This window comes from Salinibacterium sp. VpJ6, from assembly GCF_059767345.1.
In genome coordinates this window covers 300,649-317,413 of sequence record NZ_JBSOQL010000002.1, presented here as the reverse complement: position 1 = coordinate 317,413, position 16,765 = coordinate 300,649, and the positions used below count along the sequence as shown (strand labels likewise).

Annotated in this window: 13 protein-coding genes; 1 reads left to right on the top strand and 12 read right to left on the bottom strand. The window is 60.4% G+C overall.

Annotated features, from left to right (window positions below; all coding sequences use genetic code 11):
- Positions 1 to 155: 155 nt before the first annotated feature.
- On the top strand, positions 156 to 2,075 hold the full coding sequence (locus ACWTV1_RS10515; protein WP_498505280.1) for a DEAD/DEAH box helicase: 1,920 nt from the start codon (positions 156 to 158) through the stop codon (positions 2,073 to 2,075).
- Between the two features lie 122 nt (positions 2,076 to 2,197).
- On the opposite strand, the gene ACWTV1_RS10510 is transcribed toward ACWTV1_RS10515, so the two are convergent.
- From ACWTV1_RS10510 to ACWTV1_RS10455, 12 genes are all read right to left on the bottom strand, one after another.
- A complete protein-coding gene (locus ACWTV1_RS10510) occupies positions 2,198 to 3,064 on the bottom strand; it encodes a glycosyltransferase family 2 protein (RefSeq protein WP_498505279.1) in 867 nt (288 codons plus the stop codon).
- Entirely contained in the window at positions 3,061 to 3,879 is an 819-nt protein-coding gene (locus tag ACWTV1_RS10505; protein ID WP_100389806.1) for a CDP-alcohol phosphatidyltransferase family protein, read from the bottom strand. Before ACWTV1_RS10505 ends, ACWTV1_RS10510 begins: the two co-directional genes overlap by 4 nt.
- A 4-nt stretch (positions 3,880 to 3,883) precedes the next feature.
- A complete protein-coding gene (locus ACWTV1_RS10500) occupies positions 3,884 to 4,912 on the bottom strand; it encodes a glycosyltransferase family 2 protein (RefSeq protein ID WP_498505278.1) in 1,029 nt (342 codons plus the stop codon).
- Positions 4,913 to 5,042: 130 nt separating this feature from the next.
- Positions 5,043 to 6,560: a S1C family serine protease gene (locus tag ACWTV1_RS10495; protein ID WP_498505277.1), complete on the bottom strand. Its 1,518-nt coding sequence runs from the start codon at positions 6,558 to 6,560 to the stop codon at positions 5,043 to 5,045.
- A 246-nt stretch (positions 6,561 to 6,806) separates the two neighbouring features.
- Positions 6,807 to 7,112, bottom strand: a complete 306-nt coding sequence (locus ACWTV1_RS10490; RefSeq protein WP_498505276.1) for a putative quinol monooxygenase — start codon at positions 7,110 to 7,112, stop codon at positions 6,807 to 6,809.
- Positions 7,113 to 7,198: 86 nt separating this feature from the next.
- Positions 7,199 to 9,127, bottom strand: coding sequence for an SDR family oxidoreductase (locus tag ACWTV1_RS10485; protein ID WP_498505275.1), 1,929 nt, complete (start codon positions 9,125 to 9,127; stop codon positions 7,199 to 7,201).
- Positions 9,124 to 10,623: an FGGY-family carbohydrate kinase gene (locus tag ACWTV1_RS10480; RefSeq protein ID WP_498505274.1), complete on the bottom strand. Its 1,500-nt coding sequence runs from the start codon at positions 10,621 to 10,623 to the stop codon at positions 9,124 to 9,126. Before ACWTV1_RS10480 ends, ACWTV1_RS10485 begins: the two co-directional genes overlap by 4 nt.
- Positions 10,624 to 10,635: 12 nt before the next feature.
- On the bottom strand, positions 10,636 to 12,282 hold the full coding sequence (locus ACWTV1_RS10475; RefSeq protein WP_498505273.1) for a glycerol-3-phosphate dehydrogenase/oxidase: 1,647 nt from the start codon (positions 12,280 to 12,282) through the stop codon (positions 10,636 to 10,638).
- Positions 12,283 to 12,336: 54 nt separating this feature from the next.
- Positions 12,337 to 13,212 (bottom strand): 3-hydroxy-5-phosphonooxypentane-2,4-dione thiolase, encoded by an 876-nt coding sequence (lsrF, locus tag ACWTV1_RS10470; RefSeq protein WP_498505272.1) that lies wholly within the window; start codon positions 13,210 to 13,212, stop codon positions 12,337 to 12,339.
- Positions 13,205 to 14,254 (bottom strand): ABC transporter permease, encoded by a 1,050-nt coding sequence (locus ACWTV1_RS10465; protein WP_498505271.1) that lies wholly within the window; start codon positions 14,252 to 14,254, stop codon positions 13,205 to 13,207. Before ACWTV1_RS10465 ends, lsrF begins: the two co-directional genes overlap by 8 nt.
- Positions 14,251 to 15,231, bottom strand: a complete 981-nt coding sequence (locus tag ACWTV1_RS10460; protein ID WP_498505270.1) for an ABC transporter permease — start codon at positions 15,229 to 15,231, stop codon at positions 14,251 to 14,253. Before ACWTV1_RS10460 ends, ACWTV1_RS10465 begins: the two co-directional genes overlap by 4 nt.
- Positions 15,228 to 16,745 carry a sugar ABC transporter ATP-binding protein gene (locus ACWTV1_RS10455; RefSeq protein ID WP_498505269.1) on the bottom strand — a complete coding sequence of 506 codons (1,518 nt, stop codon included), beginning with the start codon at positions 16,743 to 16,745 and terminating at the stop codon, positions 15,228 to 15,230. Before ACWTV1_RS10455 ends, ACWTV1_RS10460 begins: the two co-directional genes overlap by 4 nt.
- Positions 16,746 to 16,765 lie beyond the last annotated feature (20 nt).

Here is a 16,765-nt window from a genome sequence, read left to right as displayed (position 1 = left end):
CTCCCCCGCCACACCGTTATCGAGCCGATGCTGATCCTTGAGCAGGAGTCTGAGAAGCGCTTTCGATAGTACTCGCCCCACATTCGCGGCAGATTACTGGGTAAGAGCCCTTAAAACCGCATGTTACTAGGGGTTAAGCAGGTACTGTTGACACAATGACCGATTCTGATTCAACCGCACCGTCTGAACCCACCGAGACCGCGATCACTTTCTCCGACCTCGCTCTCAGCGATGCGGTATTGAAAGCGGTCCGCGACATTGGCTACGAGACGCCTTCGGCTATCCAAGCAGCCACTATTCCTACTCTTCTGGAAGGGCGCGACGTAGTCGGCCTGGCCCAGACCGGCACGGGAAAGACCGCAGCCTTCGCGCTGCCGATTCTCTCGCGCCTCGATGTATCCCAGAGCAAGCCTCAAGCGCTCGTGCTCTCCCCCACCCGCGAACTCGCTCTGCAGGTGTGTGAGGCCTTCGAGAAGTACGCCACCCACATGCGCGGAGTGCACGTGCTCCCCGTCTATGGCGGACAAGCTTATGGCGTTCAGCTGTCGGCACTGCGCCGCGGCGTTCACGTTGTCGTCGGTACCCCCGGCCGCATCATGGACCACCTCGCCAAGGGCACCCTCGATCTCTCTGAGCTCAAGTACCTCGTTCTCGATGAGGCCGACGAAATGCTCAAGATGGGCTTCGCCGAAGACGTTGAGACGATCCTCGCCGACACCCCCGATGACAAGCAGGTTGCCCTCTTCTCCGCGACGATGCCAGCACAGATTCGCCGCATCTCCAAGAAGTACCTGAACAACGCTGAAGAGATCACGGTCAAGGCCAAGACCACTACGTCGGCCAACACCACTCAGCGCTACCTGATCGTTTCCTACCCGCAAAAGGTGGATGCCCTCACGCGCATCCTCGAAGTGGAAAACTTCGAAGGCATGATCATCTTCGTTCGCACGAAGAGCGAAACCGAGAACCTCGCCGAGAAGTTGCGTGCCCGCGGTTACTCCGCAGCCGCCATCAGCGGAGACGTCGCTCAGGCTCAGCGCGAGCGCACCGTCAACCAGCTCAAGTCGGGCAAGCTCGACATCCTTGTAGCAACAGACGTTGCTGCTCGTGGACTCGACGTTGACCGCATCAGCCACGTCGTGAACTTCGATATCCCCGTTGACACCGAGTCGTACGTGCACCGCATTGGTCGCACGGGTCGCGCGGGTCGCAGCGGTTCGGCAATCAGCTTCGTCACTCCTCGCGAGCGTCGCCTGCTGACCGCCATCGAGAAGGCCACACGCCAGCCGCTCACGCAAATGCAGCTTCCGTCGGTTGAAGACGTCAACTCCACGCGCCTCACGCGCTTCGACGACGCCATCACCGAAGCCCTCAACCAGCAGGCGCGCATCACTGCGTTCCGCGAGATCATCGGTCACTACGTCGAACACCACGACGTACCCGAGATGGATGTTGCTGCCGCTCTTGCCGTCGTGGCTCAGGGCGAGACTCCCCTGCTGCTCTCGGCTGAAGAAGAGCGCGCCCAGCGTTTCGCTGAGCGTGACGAGCGCAAGGCACGCACCGATCGCCCCGAGCGTGGTGGCGACCGCGGAGATCGTGGCGACCGCCCCGAGCGCCGCCCGCGTTCCACCAAGCCCATGGCGGCGTACCGTATCGAGGTTGGCAAGCGCCAACGCGTCGAGCCCCGCCAGATCGTTGGCGCACTCGCCAACGAGGGTGGCCTCAGCCGTGACGACTTCGGTCACATTCAGATTCGTCCAGACTTCTCGCTCGTCGAGTTGCCTGCCGACATGTCGAAAGACGTTCTCGAGCGCCTGCGCGACACTCGCATCAGCGGCAAGCTGATTGAGATCGCGCCGGACCGCAAGGCAAACGGCGGCGGCGCACGTTCCGCTGGCGACAAGTACCCGAGCCGTGACCGCTCATTCGAGGGTGGCGCCCGCGCCAACCGCGAACGTGAAGCCTCACGCAGTTACAACAACCGTGACGGCGACCGCAGTGGCGGCGGTTACGCCGGTGGTCGCGAAGGCGGCGGCAGCTACGACGATCGCCCCAAGCGCAAACCTCGCTCCTAGAGCACGAACTAACGAAAGCGCGGTACTTCACTTCGGTGAGGTGCCGCGCTTTTGCGTGGGCGGTGCGGTGCGGTGGACATGCCAATTGACGGATGCCGCGAGCGAAGCCGGTGTGGTGGTGGCTAGATCACTGGAGGGCGACCGGCACGCGCCATCCGCCCCACTGTTGCCCAGCCGATGCTGCGACGACCGCCGGGATTTTCGCGCCAGCCGGCGAACCAGCCGCCCCACCAGGCACGCATGCCCACGAGGTTCCTTGCCGAGCGCAGCACTTGGATGGCCGTCCAGCTGGCCACGTAGATGGGCACCAGCAGCACGGGCAGGTTGCGCTTAGCCAACCAGATGCGATTGCGCGCGTTGAGGCGGTAGTAGTAGCTGTGACGGGCGGGATCGATGGCGGGATGATTCGCCACGAGGTTTCCGGCGTACCAGGCCCTTTTACCGGCGCCCCATACGCGCCAGGCGAGCTCTATGCCTTCGTGAGCATAGAAGTACGGGTCGCCCCAGCCGCCGATGTCGTCGAAGAGCGGGCGCGGCATGAGAACGGCACCCTCCCACACGGAGAAGACGTCGCTGGGGTGCGCGGGGTCGCCCTTGCGGATGCGTGGGATCCAGCGGCGCGGATTCTCTTTACCCTCGGCGTCTTCGACGCGCGGCTGCAGCAGTCCAATGCTCGGATCAGCCTGCATGAGCGCCACAGCGTCGCTGAGGAACGTCGGAGATGGGATGCTGGCGTCGTCGTCGAGGAAGAAAATCCAGTCCCCCTGCACGTGCTCGACACCGCGGTTGCGGCCCGCGGGGATACCCAGGTTGGCTTCGAGGTGAAGCCCGCGGACGCCGTCCGGAAGCCCGCTGGGCTGCCAGCCGTTGCCGACAACAATCACATCGAGTTCTACGCCGTGCTGTGCCTGCAGCGAGGCGAGGCCGCGCGCCAGATCGTCGGGGCGCTTGCCCTGGCTGAGCGAGACGACGCCAACGCGGTGGGTCATGAGCGAACGCGCTTGGAGGCCATGATGGCGACGAAGTGCCCGCCGAGCGCGAGGAGTGCCAGCGGAAGCAGAATGAGCAGCACGGTGCGTTCTGCGGCCATTGCCGGCACGAAGAGCGCAATGATGGCGGTGGCGAACGCGATCATCGTGAGTTCAACCGAGTGGTACAAACGGTGGAACGGCACGAAGCGGGCGAAGCGGCGTAGCTTGGCGACGAGGCTGTGGCTCGGCTCGGCCTCGCCCTTGCGATCGCTGAGTTTCTCGAGGCCAGCGTTAGCGCGCGCGACGTGGACCATGTCGTTGAGCGCCTTGTTGAGCACGATGATGAGCGCGAGCGCGAACCCGGCCGTTGTCCACGCAAAGTCTGCCGGGAAGTCGAGGGGCCAACCAGCGGCTCGGATGCCCAAGGCGATCGGGATGAGGGCTTCGGTGCTGTAGTGCCCCACTTTGTCGAGGAAGACACCGGCGGGTGAGCGAGTGTTGCGCCAGCGCGCGACTTCGCCATCGCTGCAGTCAACGAGCATCTGCATTTGGCCGAGGATCAGCGCGAGCGCAGCGCCGGTGAAACCGGGGATGAGGAGTGCTGCGGCGGTGAGCCAGCCCGTGAGGATCATGAGCCCAGTGACACCGTTGGCGCTGATGGACGTCTTGAGGAGCATCCAGGTCAGGTACGGAGAGAGGTCGCGCAGGTACAGCGACGCCGTCCAGTGCTCGGCGTTGGCGCGGAGTCGAACCTCGGGAGGTTGCGTGACTTCGCGCAGCTGAGCGATGGAGGTGGGGCGCGCAGCGGGCTGCGAGGGTGTGTGGGGGGACACGGTGTTACCTTCCCGTTTGCGCAGTGATATTTTTCGTGAGCTTCAGGAATCCGAGAATGAACCCACTGCCCCATCCGAAGTGGATGCACGGCAACACGATCAGATACCAAAGACCTGATCGTAACCCCTCCTGCGCAGTAGCAACAGCGGTTGCTGCAACGACGAAGAGGCCGTAAACGGCGGGGGCCGCGTAGGCGATAGCTAGCCAGTTGATGCCGGTGACGCTACCGATAATGCCGAGGATGAGCCCGATGGCGGTTCCGAGCACTGCGAGTGGCGGCACGAAGTAGCGCAGCGAGTTGGCGGTGCCGAAGCGGCGCGCGAGTTCACCGCGCCAGATTCCCGTAGCGACGAATTGACGGATGAGCTTGCGCAGGTTCGAGCGCGGGCGATAGACAACTTCGAGCTCGGGGGTGAACCACACAGTGCCGCCGGTCGCGCGAAGTCGCCGGTTGAGTTCCCAGTCTTGGCCGCGCTTGATGTCTTCGTCAAAGAGCCCAACCTCAACGAGTCGGTCGCGCTGAAAGACACCGAGGTAGGCGGTGTCGGCGGGGCCTTCGTCGCCGCCGGTGTGGTGTTGCGTGCCACCGAGGCCCTCGGGTGATCCGTAGGCGTGGGCGACGGCGCGCTCAAAGGGCGTGCGACCTTGCGCTTTCATGACGCCACCGACGTTGTCAGCTCCGGTGCGTTCGAGCGTTTCAACGGCGATGCGCGTGTAGTCGGTGGGCAGCACGGAGTGGGCGTCTACTCGAACCACGATGGGGTGAGTGGAGGCGCGGATGGCGGCATTGAGCCCGCCGGGAGTGGAGCCAAGTTCGTTGGGGATGTGACGGATGCGCGGGTCGAGTCGCGCCATTTCATCGATGATGGCGTTGGTGCCGTCAACGCTTGGCCCGAGCGCGAGCACGATTTCGAAGGGTCCTTCGTAGTCCTGCGCTGTGAGGCTGTCGACGGCTGCCTCGATGTGTTCAACTTCGTTGAGTACGGGCATCACGTACGACACACCAGTGAGGGCTTGAGCCTTCTTTGCCATGGGTTCCAATACGTAGGACTGGGTTGTCCGGTAGAGCTTATCGCGTTGCTTGCGATCAGCGGCGGTTACACACGTATGCGGCGTGCACGAGCTTTGAGGCCCGTGCACGCCGCATGCGTGGTTGGTTCGGTTACTGGAGTGAACCGAGGGTCACGTCGACGGTGTATCCCTTACCGTCTCGGACGTAGGTCAGGGGAACGCTTTCACCGGCCGAGTATGCCCGCACCTGGGCGGTGAGGTCGGTCTTGTTGGTGATGGGCAGGCCGTCGAAGCCGGTGACGATGTCGCCGATCTGGAGTCCGGCATCCGCTGCTGCTCCACCGTCGGAGATGCCGACGATGCTCGCGCCAACTACTTCGGCGTCGCTCTGGGCGGGGTCGTCGGTGACGTCAGCGACGGATGCTCCGAGGAGGCCGTGGGTTGCCGTTCCGGTTTCGAGGATCTCGTTAGCGACGCGGCTGGCCACGTTGGACGGGATTGCGAAGCCAACACCGATGCTGCCTTCGTTGCCGCCGGAGGATGCGATGGCGACGTTGATTCCGATGAGTTCTCCGTCGGAGTTCAACAGTGCACCGCCGGAGTTGCCGGGGTTGATAGCGGCGTCGGTTTGGATGACGGCGAGAGCAACGCTGGCTTGAGTGGCGGAGCTTTGGCCGTTGCCTTGACCGTTTTCTCCGAAGAGGTCGAAGTTCCACAGGTCGGGCGCTTCACTGTCGTCTGGCGCATCGGGGCTAATTTCGGGGTCTTCGGGGAGAGCCGAAGATGCGATTGTGATGCTGCGGTTGAGTGCGCTCACGATTCCGCTGGTGACGGTGCCGGAGAGGCCGAGGGGCGCGCCGATTGCGACAGTGCTGTCACCGACGTTGAGTTCGCTGGAGTCGGCGATGTTGATGAAGGGCATGTCGCTCGCGTCGTCGATGTTGATGACGGCGATGTCGGAGATCGGGTCGAACCCGACGACGGTTGCGGAGAGCAGTCGGCCGTCGGCGGTGGTGACGGTGACCTTAGGGTCGGCGACTTCACCGTCGAGGGTTACAACGTGGGCGTTGGTGATGACGTTGCCGTCTTCGCTGATGATGACGCCTGAGCCACTGCCACCGCTGTTCTGGCCGGTCACGTTGATAGTGACGATGGCGGGGGCTGCTTTGGCTACGACGGAGGTGACGAGGGTGGCGTTACCGGGGTCGTTGACGGTGATGGATGCGGGGCTCTCGGTTCCGCTCACTGCGGATGTGGCTTGGTTGCCGACAGCCCAGAGCGCGACGCCGGCGCCGGAGGCTCCGCCGAGGAGGGCGACGATCGCGAAGCCAGCGACGAGACCGAGCGTCATTCTGGGCTTCTTGGCGGCCGCGGCCGGTTCGGCAGTTGCTGCCGCCCCAAAGCTAGCGCCCGGCGCGCTGGAGGATGTGTCGCTGGAGGCTGCTGGAGTCGCTTCTGCAGGGGCCGAGGAGCTCATGGCGTTGACAGGCTCGACTGCGGCCGCGGCGGGGGTCTCCGAGGCGGCGGCCGGAACTACCGGGGCGGCGCCTGTTTCGGTGGTTGGCGGCGTGGCTGCGTCTGGGGTTGCAGCTGAAGTCTCTGGGGTGCTGGGTGCGGGGGTGTTGTCGGGTGTTGCGTTGGGGGTGGGTTCTTCGGGGACCTCGGTCATGGTGTGCTCCTTTCAGCGGTGCTAGCCTCCACCGCGAACCTGTGCATTCTATTTAGTTCGGCTGTGGGCTGGCTGCGCGGTTCGCAAGAGTGAGCTTTGTGGTTCGCGCGGGTTTCCCGGCTTTGTGCGGGCTGTGCGCGTGATCGCGTTCAGGTTCGCTGAGCGACGCTCTCATACCGGTGGCTGCGAACAGCGACACTGCCGTCCCAGCGATCAACGGGCAACCGCTTCGCGGTGTCACAGAACTCAGGAAGGAGTCACTGTTCCCTTGGAGGATGATCGATGGTCGAGGAGGGGAAGTATCTGTTCAACATTGATGCGACGCGAGTGCACTGCATCCCTATGCGCGGAAAACCCTGCGGCATCGACGAAGTTTTCAAGGATGATTATCTCGGCGGGATTTTCAATATTTTGAAAGAACTCAAAGCTAAGGCACGAGGGTTCCTCCCGTGACTCTCGAGCAAGCTGGCCGAGCAGTTCAGCAACTCGCTCGAAGCTGCCCGCTTTGGGTCGGTAGCGCGCGATCACTTGGAATATCTGGTCATAGCTCATAGCAGTAGTTACTTTCTCGTTGAGTGGTGATACACGATTCGTCGGCAGATGCCCTTGGAGCGCACGAAATCTGGCGCCAAGCGAGTTCAGATGACTCGATCATTCCCTCCATCGACGCTAATGTGCGCGCCAGTGGTCGCTGGGAACCCGCTGCAGAGAGCGACAACCGCGTCAGCGACGATTGCACTCGTCACTTCGACTCCCAACAAGTTACGGGTGCGATACTCCTCGACGGAAAGCCCGTATCGAGCAGCACGCTCTGCCAACAAGTCTGGTGTCCATATTGCGGTATCAAAGACGGCATCCGGTTCAACATGATTTACGCGAACGCCGTCGCCCGCCCACTCAAGCGCAGCGACTCGCGCCAATTGTGCTGCGGCTGTCTTGGTTGCTGAGTATGCTGCTGCGCCGGGGCCGGGAGCTGTAACATTCTTGGTTGAAACCAACACAGTGCGGCCTCCGCGAGGTGCAAGAACTAGGAACGGGTGCGCCGCCCGAAGCACCCGAGCAACCGCGGTCGTGTTCACGCGAAGTGATCTCTCCCACATGTCATCGTCGAGCTCAGACAAAGGAGCGCTCTCGGGGAATATGCCCGCGGCAATTACGAGCATGTCGATTCCGCCGAACTCACGAACTGCTATCTGGACCGCTCGCTCAAGAACAACGTCGTCGCTTACGTCACCGACAACCCCGCGCCAACTCGAATCGGTAAACGTGGATTCCACCGCAGGGTTAAGGTCTATTCCCACGACTGCAGCGCCGCGAGCGAGTAATGCTTGAGCACACGCCCGGCCGATACCTGAAGCAGCACCCGTTACGACGGCAATCTCGCCTTGAAGATCCCGGCCAGGATCGGTCTTGCTGAGACGGGCTTGTTCAAGCTCCCAATACTCAATCTCAAAACTCTTCGACTCCGAGAGGGACGAATACCCGCCGTCACGGTCCGCAGCATCGATGATGTCCATCGTGTGCAAATAAATATCGTGAACAGCGTCTGCAGCGGAACGGGTCTCTCCCACCGTCAACATTCCGAGTTCTGGATCTAGAATCACCCGTGGTGCCGGATCGAGGACAGTGATTCTGCCTTCACCACGATTCTGCTCAACATATCTGAAGTAGTCATCGGTGTACTGATCGACGTTTGTGCCCAGCATGGGCTTCCGCTTAGTCCGAATCACATGCTCTGGCGTCGCCGTACCGCGACTCGTGATCGCTTCAAGGTTGTCGCTCTGAGCAAAACGCTGCGCCCGAGCGGAGGAAGATTGGCGCATCAGGAGCGGTCGTCCCGCGGCCGCGGAGACTTCTCGACGCAGCATCGCGAGGTCTAACGCTAAGCCTGATCGTTTGCTCTCAGGCTTAGAGCTGCCCCATTCGACCACGCCGAGTGATTCCGAGGCCGCAGCAACGAGATTACGATGGCGCGCTAGTGCAGCGTCGGCGTCATCATGAAAAGTGAAGAGTCCGTGATTTGCTAAAACGATGGCGTCGGCGCCTCCGAGTTCCGTCGAAGCAATCAGCCTCGCCAAATCGAAGCCCGGCATGACGTACGGCAACACGATGACCCGATCACCGAGCACTTGGGCAGCGCGCTCCATACCATTCGGTTGGTTGGTGAGGGCGACGATCGCGTCCGCGTGGGAATGCAGGACGACCCTCGCGGGCAAGTGCGCGTGCAAGAGCGCTTCAATTGACGCAGTCGGCGACGATGCAGAGAGAGAGGCCTGACGCAACTCATTAACCATGCTGGAGTCGCTGAGCGTTTCGAGGGTGAGCAATTCGAGCAATCGTTGACGTCTCAACGGAGCGAAGCCAGCGGCTTCGATCGTTGCGAGATTCCAACCGCTTCCCTTGACGAGAACCAAGTCAATCTCTGCCCCAGTCGCATCGCGTCCGCGTACCTTTATCGAGGTATTTCCGCCGCCGTGCAGTACAAACGCAGGATCAGCACCCAACTCACGAGACACTCGAACAATTTCTTCGTGGGCCGAGGCCACACCATCGGTTCCTTCGCTCATCGAGCGGCCTCCGTCCATACGTGTTTCATTGCTTCAAGTACTCGATCGAAACGCTCTCCTTGGTGCCGATACGTTTCACGATCGACTCCCGGCTCGACAACAAGTGTCGGATCGGGACTCACACGCCACGATTGAGTATCAGTACCGCTTCCTTCGGCGGCGAGCAAAGCGGCTCCTCGCGCCCCCAACTCCGTGCCGAGCTGCCGCCGAACCTGATGTCCAATCACGTCGGCGAAAATCTGCGCCCAGACTGGATTCTTGGCTCCGCCGCCGGCGAGAGTCCAAGGTTGCTCCGATACCGTCGCTCCGCTCCTGCGCACCTTGTGTAGTTGAACCCGGTGATACTGAGTGATTCCTTCAGCGACCGATCGAGCAATCTCGTTGTAGCCGTGGCTGCCTTTGGCACCAATTAGCGTCCCCGAAGCGCCAAGGTGCTCCGGGGCACCGTGCACGAATGGCAAGAAGAGCAATCCATCCGCCCCCGCTGGAACGGATGCTGCTGCCGCGAGTAGTCGCTGAGGCGTCACTCCATCGCTAGACAGAGTTGACATCAGCGACGAGAACCATTCAATGCTGGCAGCAGATGTCGGGGCAACCTCTTGCGCGAGCATTAATTCAGGATCAGGCAGCAGCGCGTTTAACGTCACTCGAGGCGGTGCATCAGAGACGGGAACCACTACGGAGTTAATCGCCCAAGTTCCGACGATGATCGTGACATCGCCTCTCTCTGTCGAACCAGCCCCAAGAGGGCTTGCGACGCAGTCCATGCACCCCGCGACCACAGGAACTCCCACGGGAAGGCCTGTACTTGCGGCGGCCTCTGAAGTGACCTGTCCCACGATCTCATTCGAGCGAGACAGTGGCGGTTGCAACGCCATCAGTTCCCGAGGAAGCTCGAGCATGTCAAAGACTTCAGGCTCGTAGGAGCGCCTCAAGAGATTGACTAGGCCGCAGCCCGAAGCGTCCGAGTAGTCAGCGTGGGCCTCTCCGGTGAGACAAGCTGTGATCCAGTCTTTACAAGTGAGCGCCCACCGAGCTTCGGCGAGCGCCTCGGGGTCATTGTCGTGAAGCCACCTCATGAGCACACCTGGCTGCCCTGCCCACGGCATTGACCCAGTCAGCGCACGGATGCGCTCGACGGTAGCGAGGTCAAGGCCCGCAACGATCGATTCGCTGCGAGTATCCGTCGATGCGATCGCTGGACGAACGGGAGCCAGATCGGCATCTACAAGATAGAGGCCATTTCCGTGCCCGGTTGCGCCGATGCTCTGCGGGGTCCAGCCGTTCTCATCGAGCCAAGTGCACAAGCTGGTGAGCACCTCGGACACTACGAGCCACAGTGATGCCATATCGATCTCTTGACGGTCAGATGCCACGGCCTTCCGCGGATTCGGCGCCGAGTATGCTCGCAACTCTCGCCCTTGCGCGTCGAACGCGGCAGCCTTCGCCGAAGTCAAGCCGACATCAATTCCAATAAAACACTGTTGTGTGGACATGGTGATTCCTCGCTAATCGCTGGCGGAGCGCTCTACCCCGAGCGCTCGCGGCGTAAACCGACGCATTGATTGACGATACTGGGCGAGCTCGTTTGCAGCGCGCTCCGTGGTCCATTGCGCATGCGCAACAAGAACCTCGGCGACAACCGGCGCCGCCGCTAGACCGACATCGCTATTGAGCGCGATTGCCATTCGTCGAAGAAGTACATCCTCGAGCGAAAATGCGCCTTCATTGCGCACGGCGTACACGGCCTCTGCCGCGATGGCCTGTGTTTCATCGTCCACGACCTCGGCCAGTTCAGGGGTTTTTGACGCCATCTGAACGATGTCCGCCGCGGCGACCCCATAAACGTCAACGAGTCGAGTGGAGATGGCCGCAGGAAGCGCAGAACCTGCGATGAAGGAATCGCGGAATTCGGCCCAATCACCCGCAGGCGCTCCAGGTAGCGCAGCACTTCGTGTGGTTGATGGCGCGAGTTTGCGCCCCAGCAAGCCTGCTACTTTGCGGGTGACGAGGTCACCTAAAGCGCGGTGGGTCGTCCACTTCCCGCCGATGAGGGTCACTAACCCCGCACTCGCGCCCTTGTGAACGACAATCTCGTGATCGCGGCTGACCTTGGATGGGTCATCCATATCATGCACGAAGGGCAAGGGGCGGACACCAGAATATGACCACAAAACATCCTCTGGCACGAGCTTCGCACGCGGAATCAGCTTGTTCACGGCATTCAGAAGATACGCGGTCTCCTCGCTATCAATTACGATCTCGTCAAGCGTTCCGTCGTAGGGAATGTCGGTCGTGCCAATCATGTACCGCCCATTCCACGGGAGGATAAACATGGGGCGCGTGTCCTGTGGCGACTCAAAGAAAATACAAGTTGAGGGTGCACCATCGAACGGGTCTACGACCAAGTGGCTTCCCTTAGTCGGTCCCATCTTTCGAGGATGCTCGCCTGACAGCGCCAAAATATCGTCGACCCACGGACCCGCGGCGTTTACTACCACCTGCGCGATTATTGGCTTGAGCTCGCTATCAACCCGATCGCGATACATAACACCCGCAATACGACCGTTTTCCTTGATGAAGGACTCAACCCGCGAATGGGTGAGGAGCGTCGCACCGTGATTGTGAGCGTCAATTGCGAGTTCTATCGTGAGTCGCTCTGTGAGCGGAACATGCGCATCATGAAAGAGGCCACCCCAGCGCACTCCTCCTTCGGCAACTTCCGGCCATTCTTCCCGCATCCGCTTAGCAAAAACTATCCGGTTGGAGGGAAGTTTTTTCCCGATCGAGAGCACGTCGTGCAGCAGCAGTCCACATCCCAGCAACCAACCGGGACGACTCTGACCTCCGCCAAAAGGAATCAGCATCGGGTAGTGATGAACTAAGTGCGGTGCACGCTTGAGAAGTATGTTCCGTTCCCGAATTGACTCGTACACTAGGTTGAGCTCAAGCCGCTCAAGATACTTGAGCCCACCGTGAATCAGTCGGGTTGAAATAGCCGAAGTGCGCGCTCCGATGTCGTCCTGATCAATGACAACTACCGAAAGTCCCCGACGGGCAGCCTCTCGGGCCACCGCAAGACCGTTGATTCCGGCGCCGATAACGGCGACGTCGACGGGTGCTACGTCAGTTTTATAGCTCGACAAAGTAGGCATGGTGTTCCTTAATGACTGTCAGGCATCGAACGGATCCCGCTCTACGCCTTCGGATTAGTGGGAGAGTTCTTGGAAGAGCGCGAATGCTTCGTCTGGCGTGTGATTGCTGTGCACAACAGCGCGAACCGCCGAGAGCATTGCCGCGGGGTGCTCCGACTGGAACACGTTTCGCCCCATGTCGACGCCTGCCGCGCCCTCCTGCATCGCTTGGTACGCCACCCGGAGCGCTTCTCTCTCCTCGACCTTCTTGCCGCCCGCAATGATGATGGGAACAGGGCACGAAGCCGTGACAGTTTCGAAGCCTTCTTCGACGTAGTACGTCTTCACGAAGGCGGCACCGAGTTCTGCCGAAATACGCGTTGCCAGCCGGAAATAGCGTGCATCGCGAACCATTTCCCGCCCGACTGCTGTCACTGCGAGAACGGGGATTCCTGCGCCCTGCCCCTGATCGACAAGTGTGGTCAGGTTCTTGATGGATTTTGTCTCGTTATCGCTACCGACGAATACCTGAACGGCAAGCGCAGCAGCATCCAGTCGCACTGCGTCTTCGATACTGAGCGCGAGTTCTTCGTTAGACAACTCGTTGAGGACACTAGGTCCTCCGCTGGCACGAAGAACGATCCCTTTGCCGTTGTCAGCAGGGATCGTGGTTCGCAATGCGCCCCGCGTCAGCATGAGCGCATCGGCCTGCGGGATAAGGGGAACAATCGACTCGTCGAGTCGTTCGAGGCCAGACGTGGGCCCCTGAAAGTACCCGTGGTCGAAGGCGAGCATGACAGTTTTGCCGTCTGTTGGATCAAAGACACGAGACATGCGTGCTTTCATTCCCCAGTCTTGCCCGCCTAGGCCCTTGAGGTGGAATCTCGATTCGACGGATGCCTGAGTGCTACCGAAGTTGGATCCTTCGCGAAGATCGTCGAGGTCAGCCATTACTAGTCTCCTTAGTTGTGTTTCTGGACGAAAAGGTTGCGCGCAGTCGCGCCAATGAAGATGAGCCGGTTCCCGTCGCGGTTGCGGAGATGATCACAACGGCAACCACCAGCAGTCCTTTGAGGATGTTCTGCGCGCCGATACTCCAACCGACCAGATTGAGCAATCCCGACAACAGCACGAAGAACAGCGCTCCTGTCCAAGCGCCGGCTGGTACCGCACGCCCGCCCGCGATCAAAGTACCGCCGATAACGACCACCGCAATGGAGTCGAGCATGTAAGAAGTTCCGAGCACGGTACTCGGAGAAATGAATGCAGCAAGCAGGCCGCCAGCAAAACCGGCGAAGACTCCGGAGGCAATATATGCGAGCGCTGTGACCAGCCACACCTTGATACCGGCCCTCTCAGCAGCACGAGCGCTCTGTCCAACAGCAATCACGGACAACCCAAATTTGGTGCGCCGAAGCATGAACGCGATTGCGACCGTGATGGCAAGGACCACAAGCGCGATAACGGGAACGCCGAGCAACTTCGCATTAACAAGCACGCGCAAGCCGGCATCCGCAGAGTTCCTGCTGGCATCGGCGAGCAAGAGCGTCGCCGATGACACAATCAGGCTCGTCGCAAGCGTTGCGATGATCGGAGGAACCCGAAGCAAGAGAATTGCAAGAACACTGCACGACGCCGCAGCAACACCAGCACCGACAGCTGCAAGCACGCCAATGAGCGGGCCAGCACTCGCACCGATCGCTACAGATACATATGACGACATGGAAATGATCGTTCCGACAGACACGTCGATATTGCCGGGGCCGAGTGTGATGACCAGCATTTGACCAAGTGCTACGAGCACTAGAAAAGGGGCAAGCGACAGCGCTTGAACGATGGGATCGAAAGGGGCCCCAGGACGGGCAATGATGATGAGCGCCCATACGGCCAGCACACCGATCAACGACCAGCCCCAAGCCGGCCAAGTGAATGCGAGGCGTTGACGCCCCCCTAATGTCCGAGCTTCTGGCGGTGACGTGAGATCAATACTCATCGGGCGAACCTCTCTGTGATGATGCGACCCGCGAGAACCGCGAGAACGATCGCACCTTGAGCAGCGGACTGAAGGCTCGAGGAAAGACTCATCAAGCTCAGGAGCACCGTAATTAAGCCGAGCGTCACGGCGCCGAGCGTCGCCCCAATCGGCAACGCACGACCACCGGAAAAATTACCGCCCCCCAGCACTACGGCTGCAATAGTCATGAGGGTGAAATTGCTTGCGGAATTGACATCGCCAGAACGCGTCTGAGAAGCGAGCAGTAGTCCTGAAACCACGATCAGAACGGCGGCTAGTACATATGTAAGCACCCTGGTTCCTGCAAGCGACCAGCCCGCCTTCTCAAGCGTTGCTGGATTGCTGCCGAGCGCGCGCATTCGGCTCCCTCCGCGGCTATGGCGCGCGAGGTACCATCCGATCACGGTGGCGATAGCGATAAAGATCAGTGGGGAAGGAATCCCCTCAGGGCGCCACCGTCCGACAGCAGTGAGCCAGTCGGGCGTTGCTCCGCCCGGAGTGGGAAGTATTTGCAGTCCGATCCCCAGCCAGACGAATGACATCCCCAAAGTGACAATGATTGAGGGCACTTTGCGTTTTTGGACGATCAGACCGAGTAGGGCATAGACGACAACAACGCCTAACAGCATCGCGACACCGAGAAGCGGGCTGTCGCGAAGCAGTGTTGCCGCGATCACCGTGACCAGACCTACGAGTGCACCGATTCCGAGATCAATGTCCCCAACCGACATAATGAGCATCTGTGCTTGGGCGGCAAAAACTAGAGGAACTGCAGACGTCAGCATGAGCGTGAGCCCAGTAACGCTCAGAATTCCTGGTTGGTTCGCGATCGATATCGCGAACACGACTACGAGCGCGAGCAACGAAAGCAACGCGGGAAAGCCGTGCAGCGCACTTGTTCGAGCTCGAGAGGCAACTGTGACCCGCACATGAGGTGCGGCTGTAGTCGTTGTCATCGCTGCGTTCCCGTCTTCTCGTCAAAAGAGTCGGCGATAATCCGCTCTTCGGTGTTTGATGGGCCGCTTAGTTCAGAAATAACCGCGTTCGCCCGAAATACATAAACCCTGTCGCAGTGCGCCATCTCGCTGTTCTCTGTCGAGTACCAGACGATGCAACGACCCGACGCCGCTTCGGATTTCATAAGGCTGTAGAGCTCGTTCTTCGTTGCGACGTCGACGCCGCGGAAGGGGTCGTCGAGCAGCACTAGCTCTGCGTCGCTGGCGAATGCACGCGCGACGAGGACTTTCTGTTGATTGCCTCCGCTCAAAGACGTAATAGGTGTAGTGGCATCTCCTCTGACCTTTAAGGCAGCAATCCACTTCGCAGCGAGCTCGCGCTTAGCGCGGGTTCCCACGAAGCCAAAACGGCCTAGACCTCGAAGAGCTGAGATCGTGAGGTTCTCAGCCACGCTCCAGAGCGGAAAGATCCCGGACGTCTGACGATCGCCAGGAACATAAGCACGACGGCTGGGAACGGTGACGGTCCGATTAAGAGCTCCGGCTCTCCACAGTCTGGCGAGGAGTTGCTCTTGTCCCTGCCCTGCAAGACCCGCAAGACCGATAAGCTCTCCACGGCGTGCTTCGAATGAGATCCCCGACGGGGCCTTGACCTTGACGCTCACTGGCATGCGATCACGAGATGCCTGAGCCTGGATCGGTGATGATTCCTCGTCAGTTTCAGCGCGAACTTCACCCCCCATAGCGATGAGTAGTTCTGCCTCCGAAGTCGAAATGGCGTCAAAGGTCGCGACGACGTCTCCATCTTTCATGACTGCGATGCGGTCACTATTAGCGATTACTTCCTGCATTCGGTGAGAGATTAGGAGGACGCTCACGCCTCGTTCCTTGAGCTGGCGAAGATGCGAGTACAGCTGCGTCGTAGCATCTGCCCCGAGTGATTCCGTTGGTTCGTCGAGGATCACCAGCGTCAGGTTGTCGGTACACAGGGCACGGGCGATCTCGACCATTTGGCGCTCAGCCATGGCCAGCTCTCCCGCTCGACGTAGCACTGAAATCCCGTGGCCGGGGAATACAGTGTCAAGGACTTCAGAAATACGGCGTTCCGCTCGGCCACGCCACCCCCATACGCCGGGCGCCCGCGGGTCAGATAGAGCCGCAGTCTCCGACACGGTCAGATCGTCACAGAGGGCCAACTCTTGGTAGACCATACGAACCCCAAATTCAGAAGCGCTCTCTGCGTTCCACTGAGTTCCTGAAGCCTGATCCCGGACCGAAACAGTTCCGCTGTCGGGCTGTTCGATTCCTGCAACAACGCGCATGAGAGTGCTTTTCCCTGCACCGTTGTGGCCGACGAGTCCGAGGATTTCGCCATGTCCGAGCGCAAGATTGACGCCCCGAAGCGCATGTGTTTTTCCATAGCTCTTCGTTACGGAATGGGCGACAATAGTTGGCTCGCTTCTCTGCAGATGAACTGCATCAAAGGCTGATTCGCTTAGTGCGGTGTATGACATGGCTCTTCCTCGAACTCGTC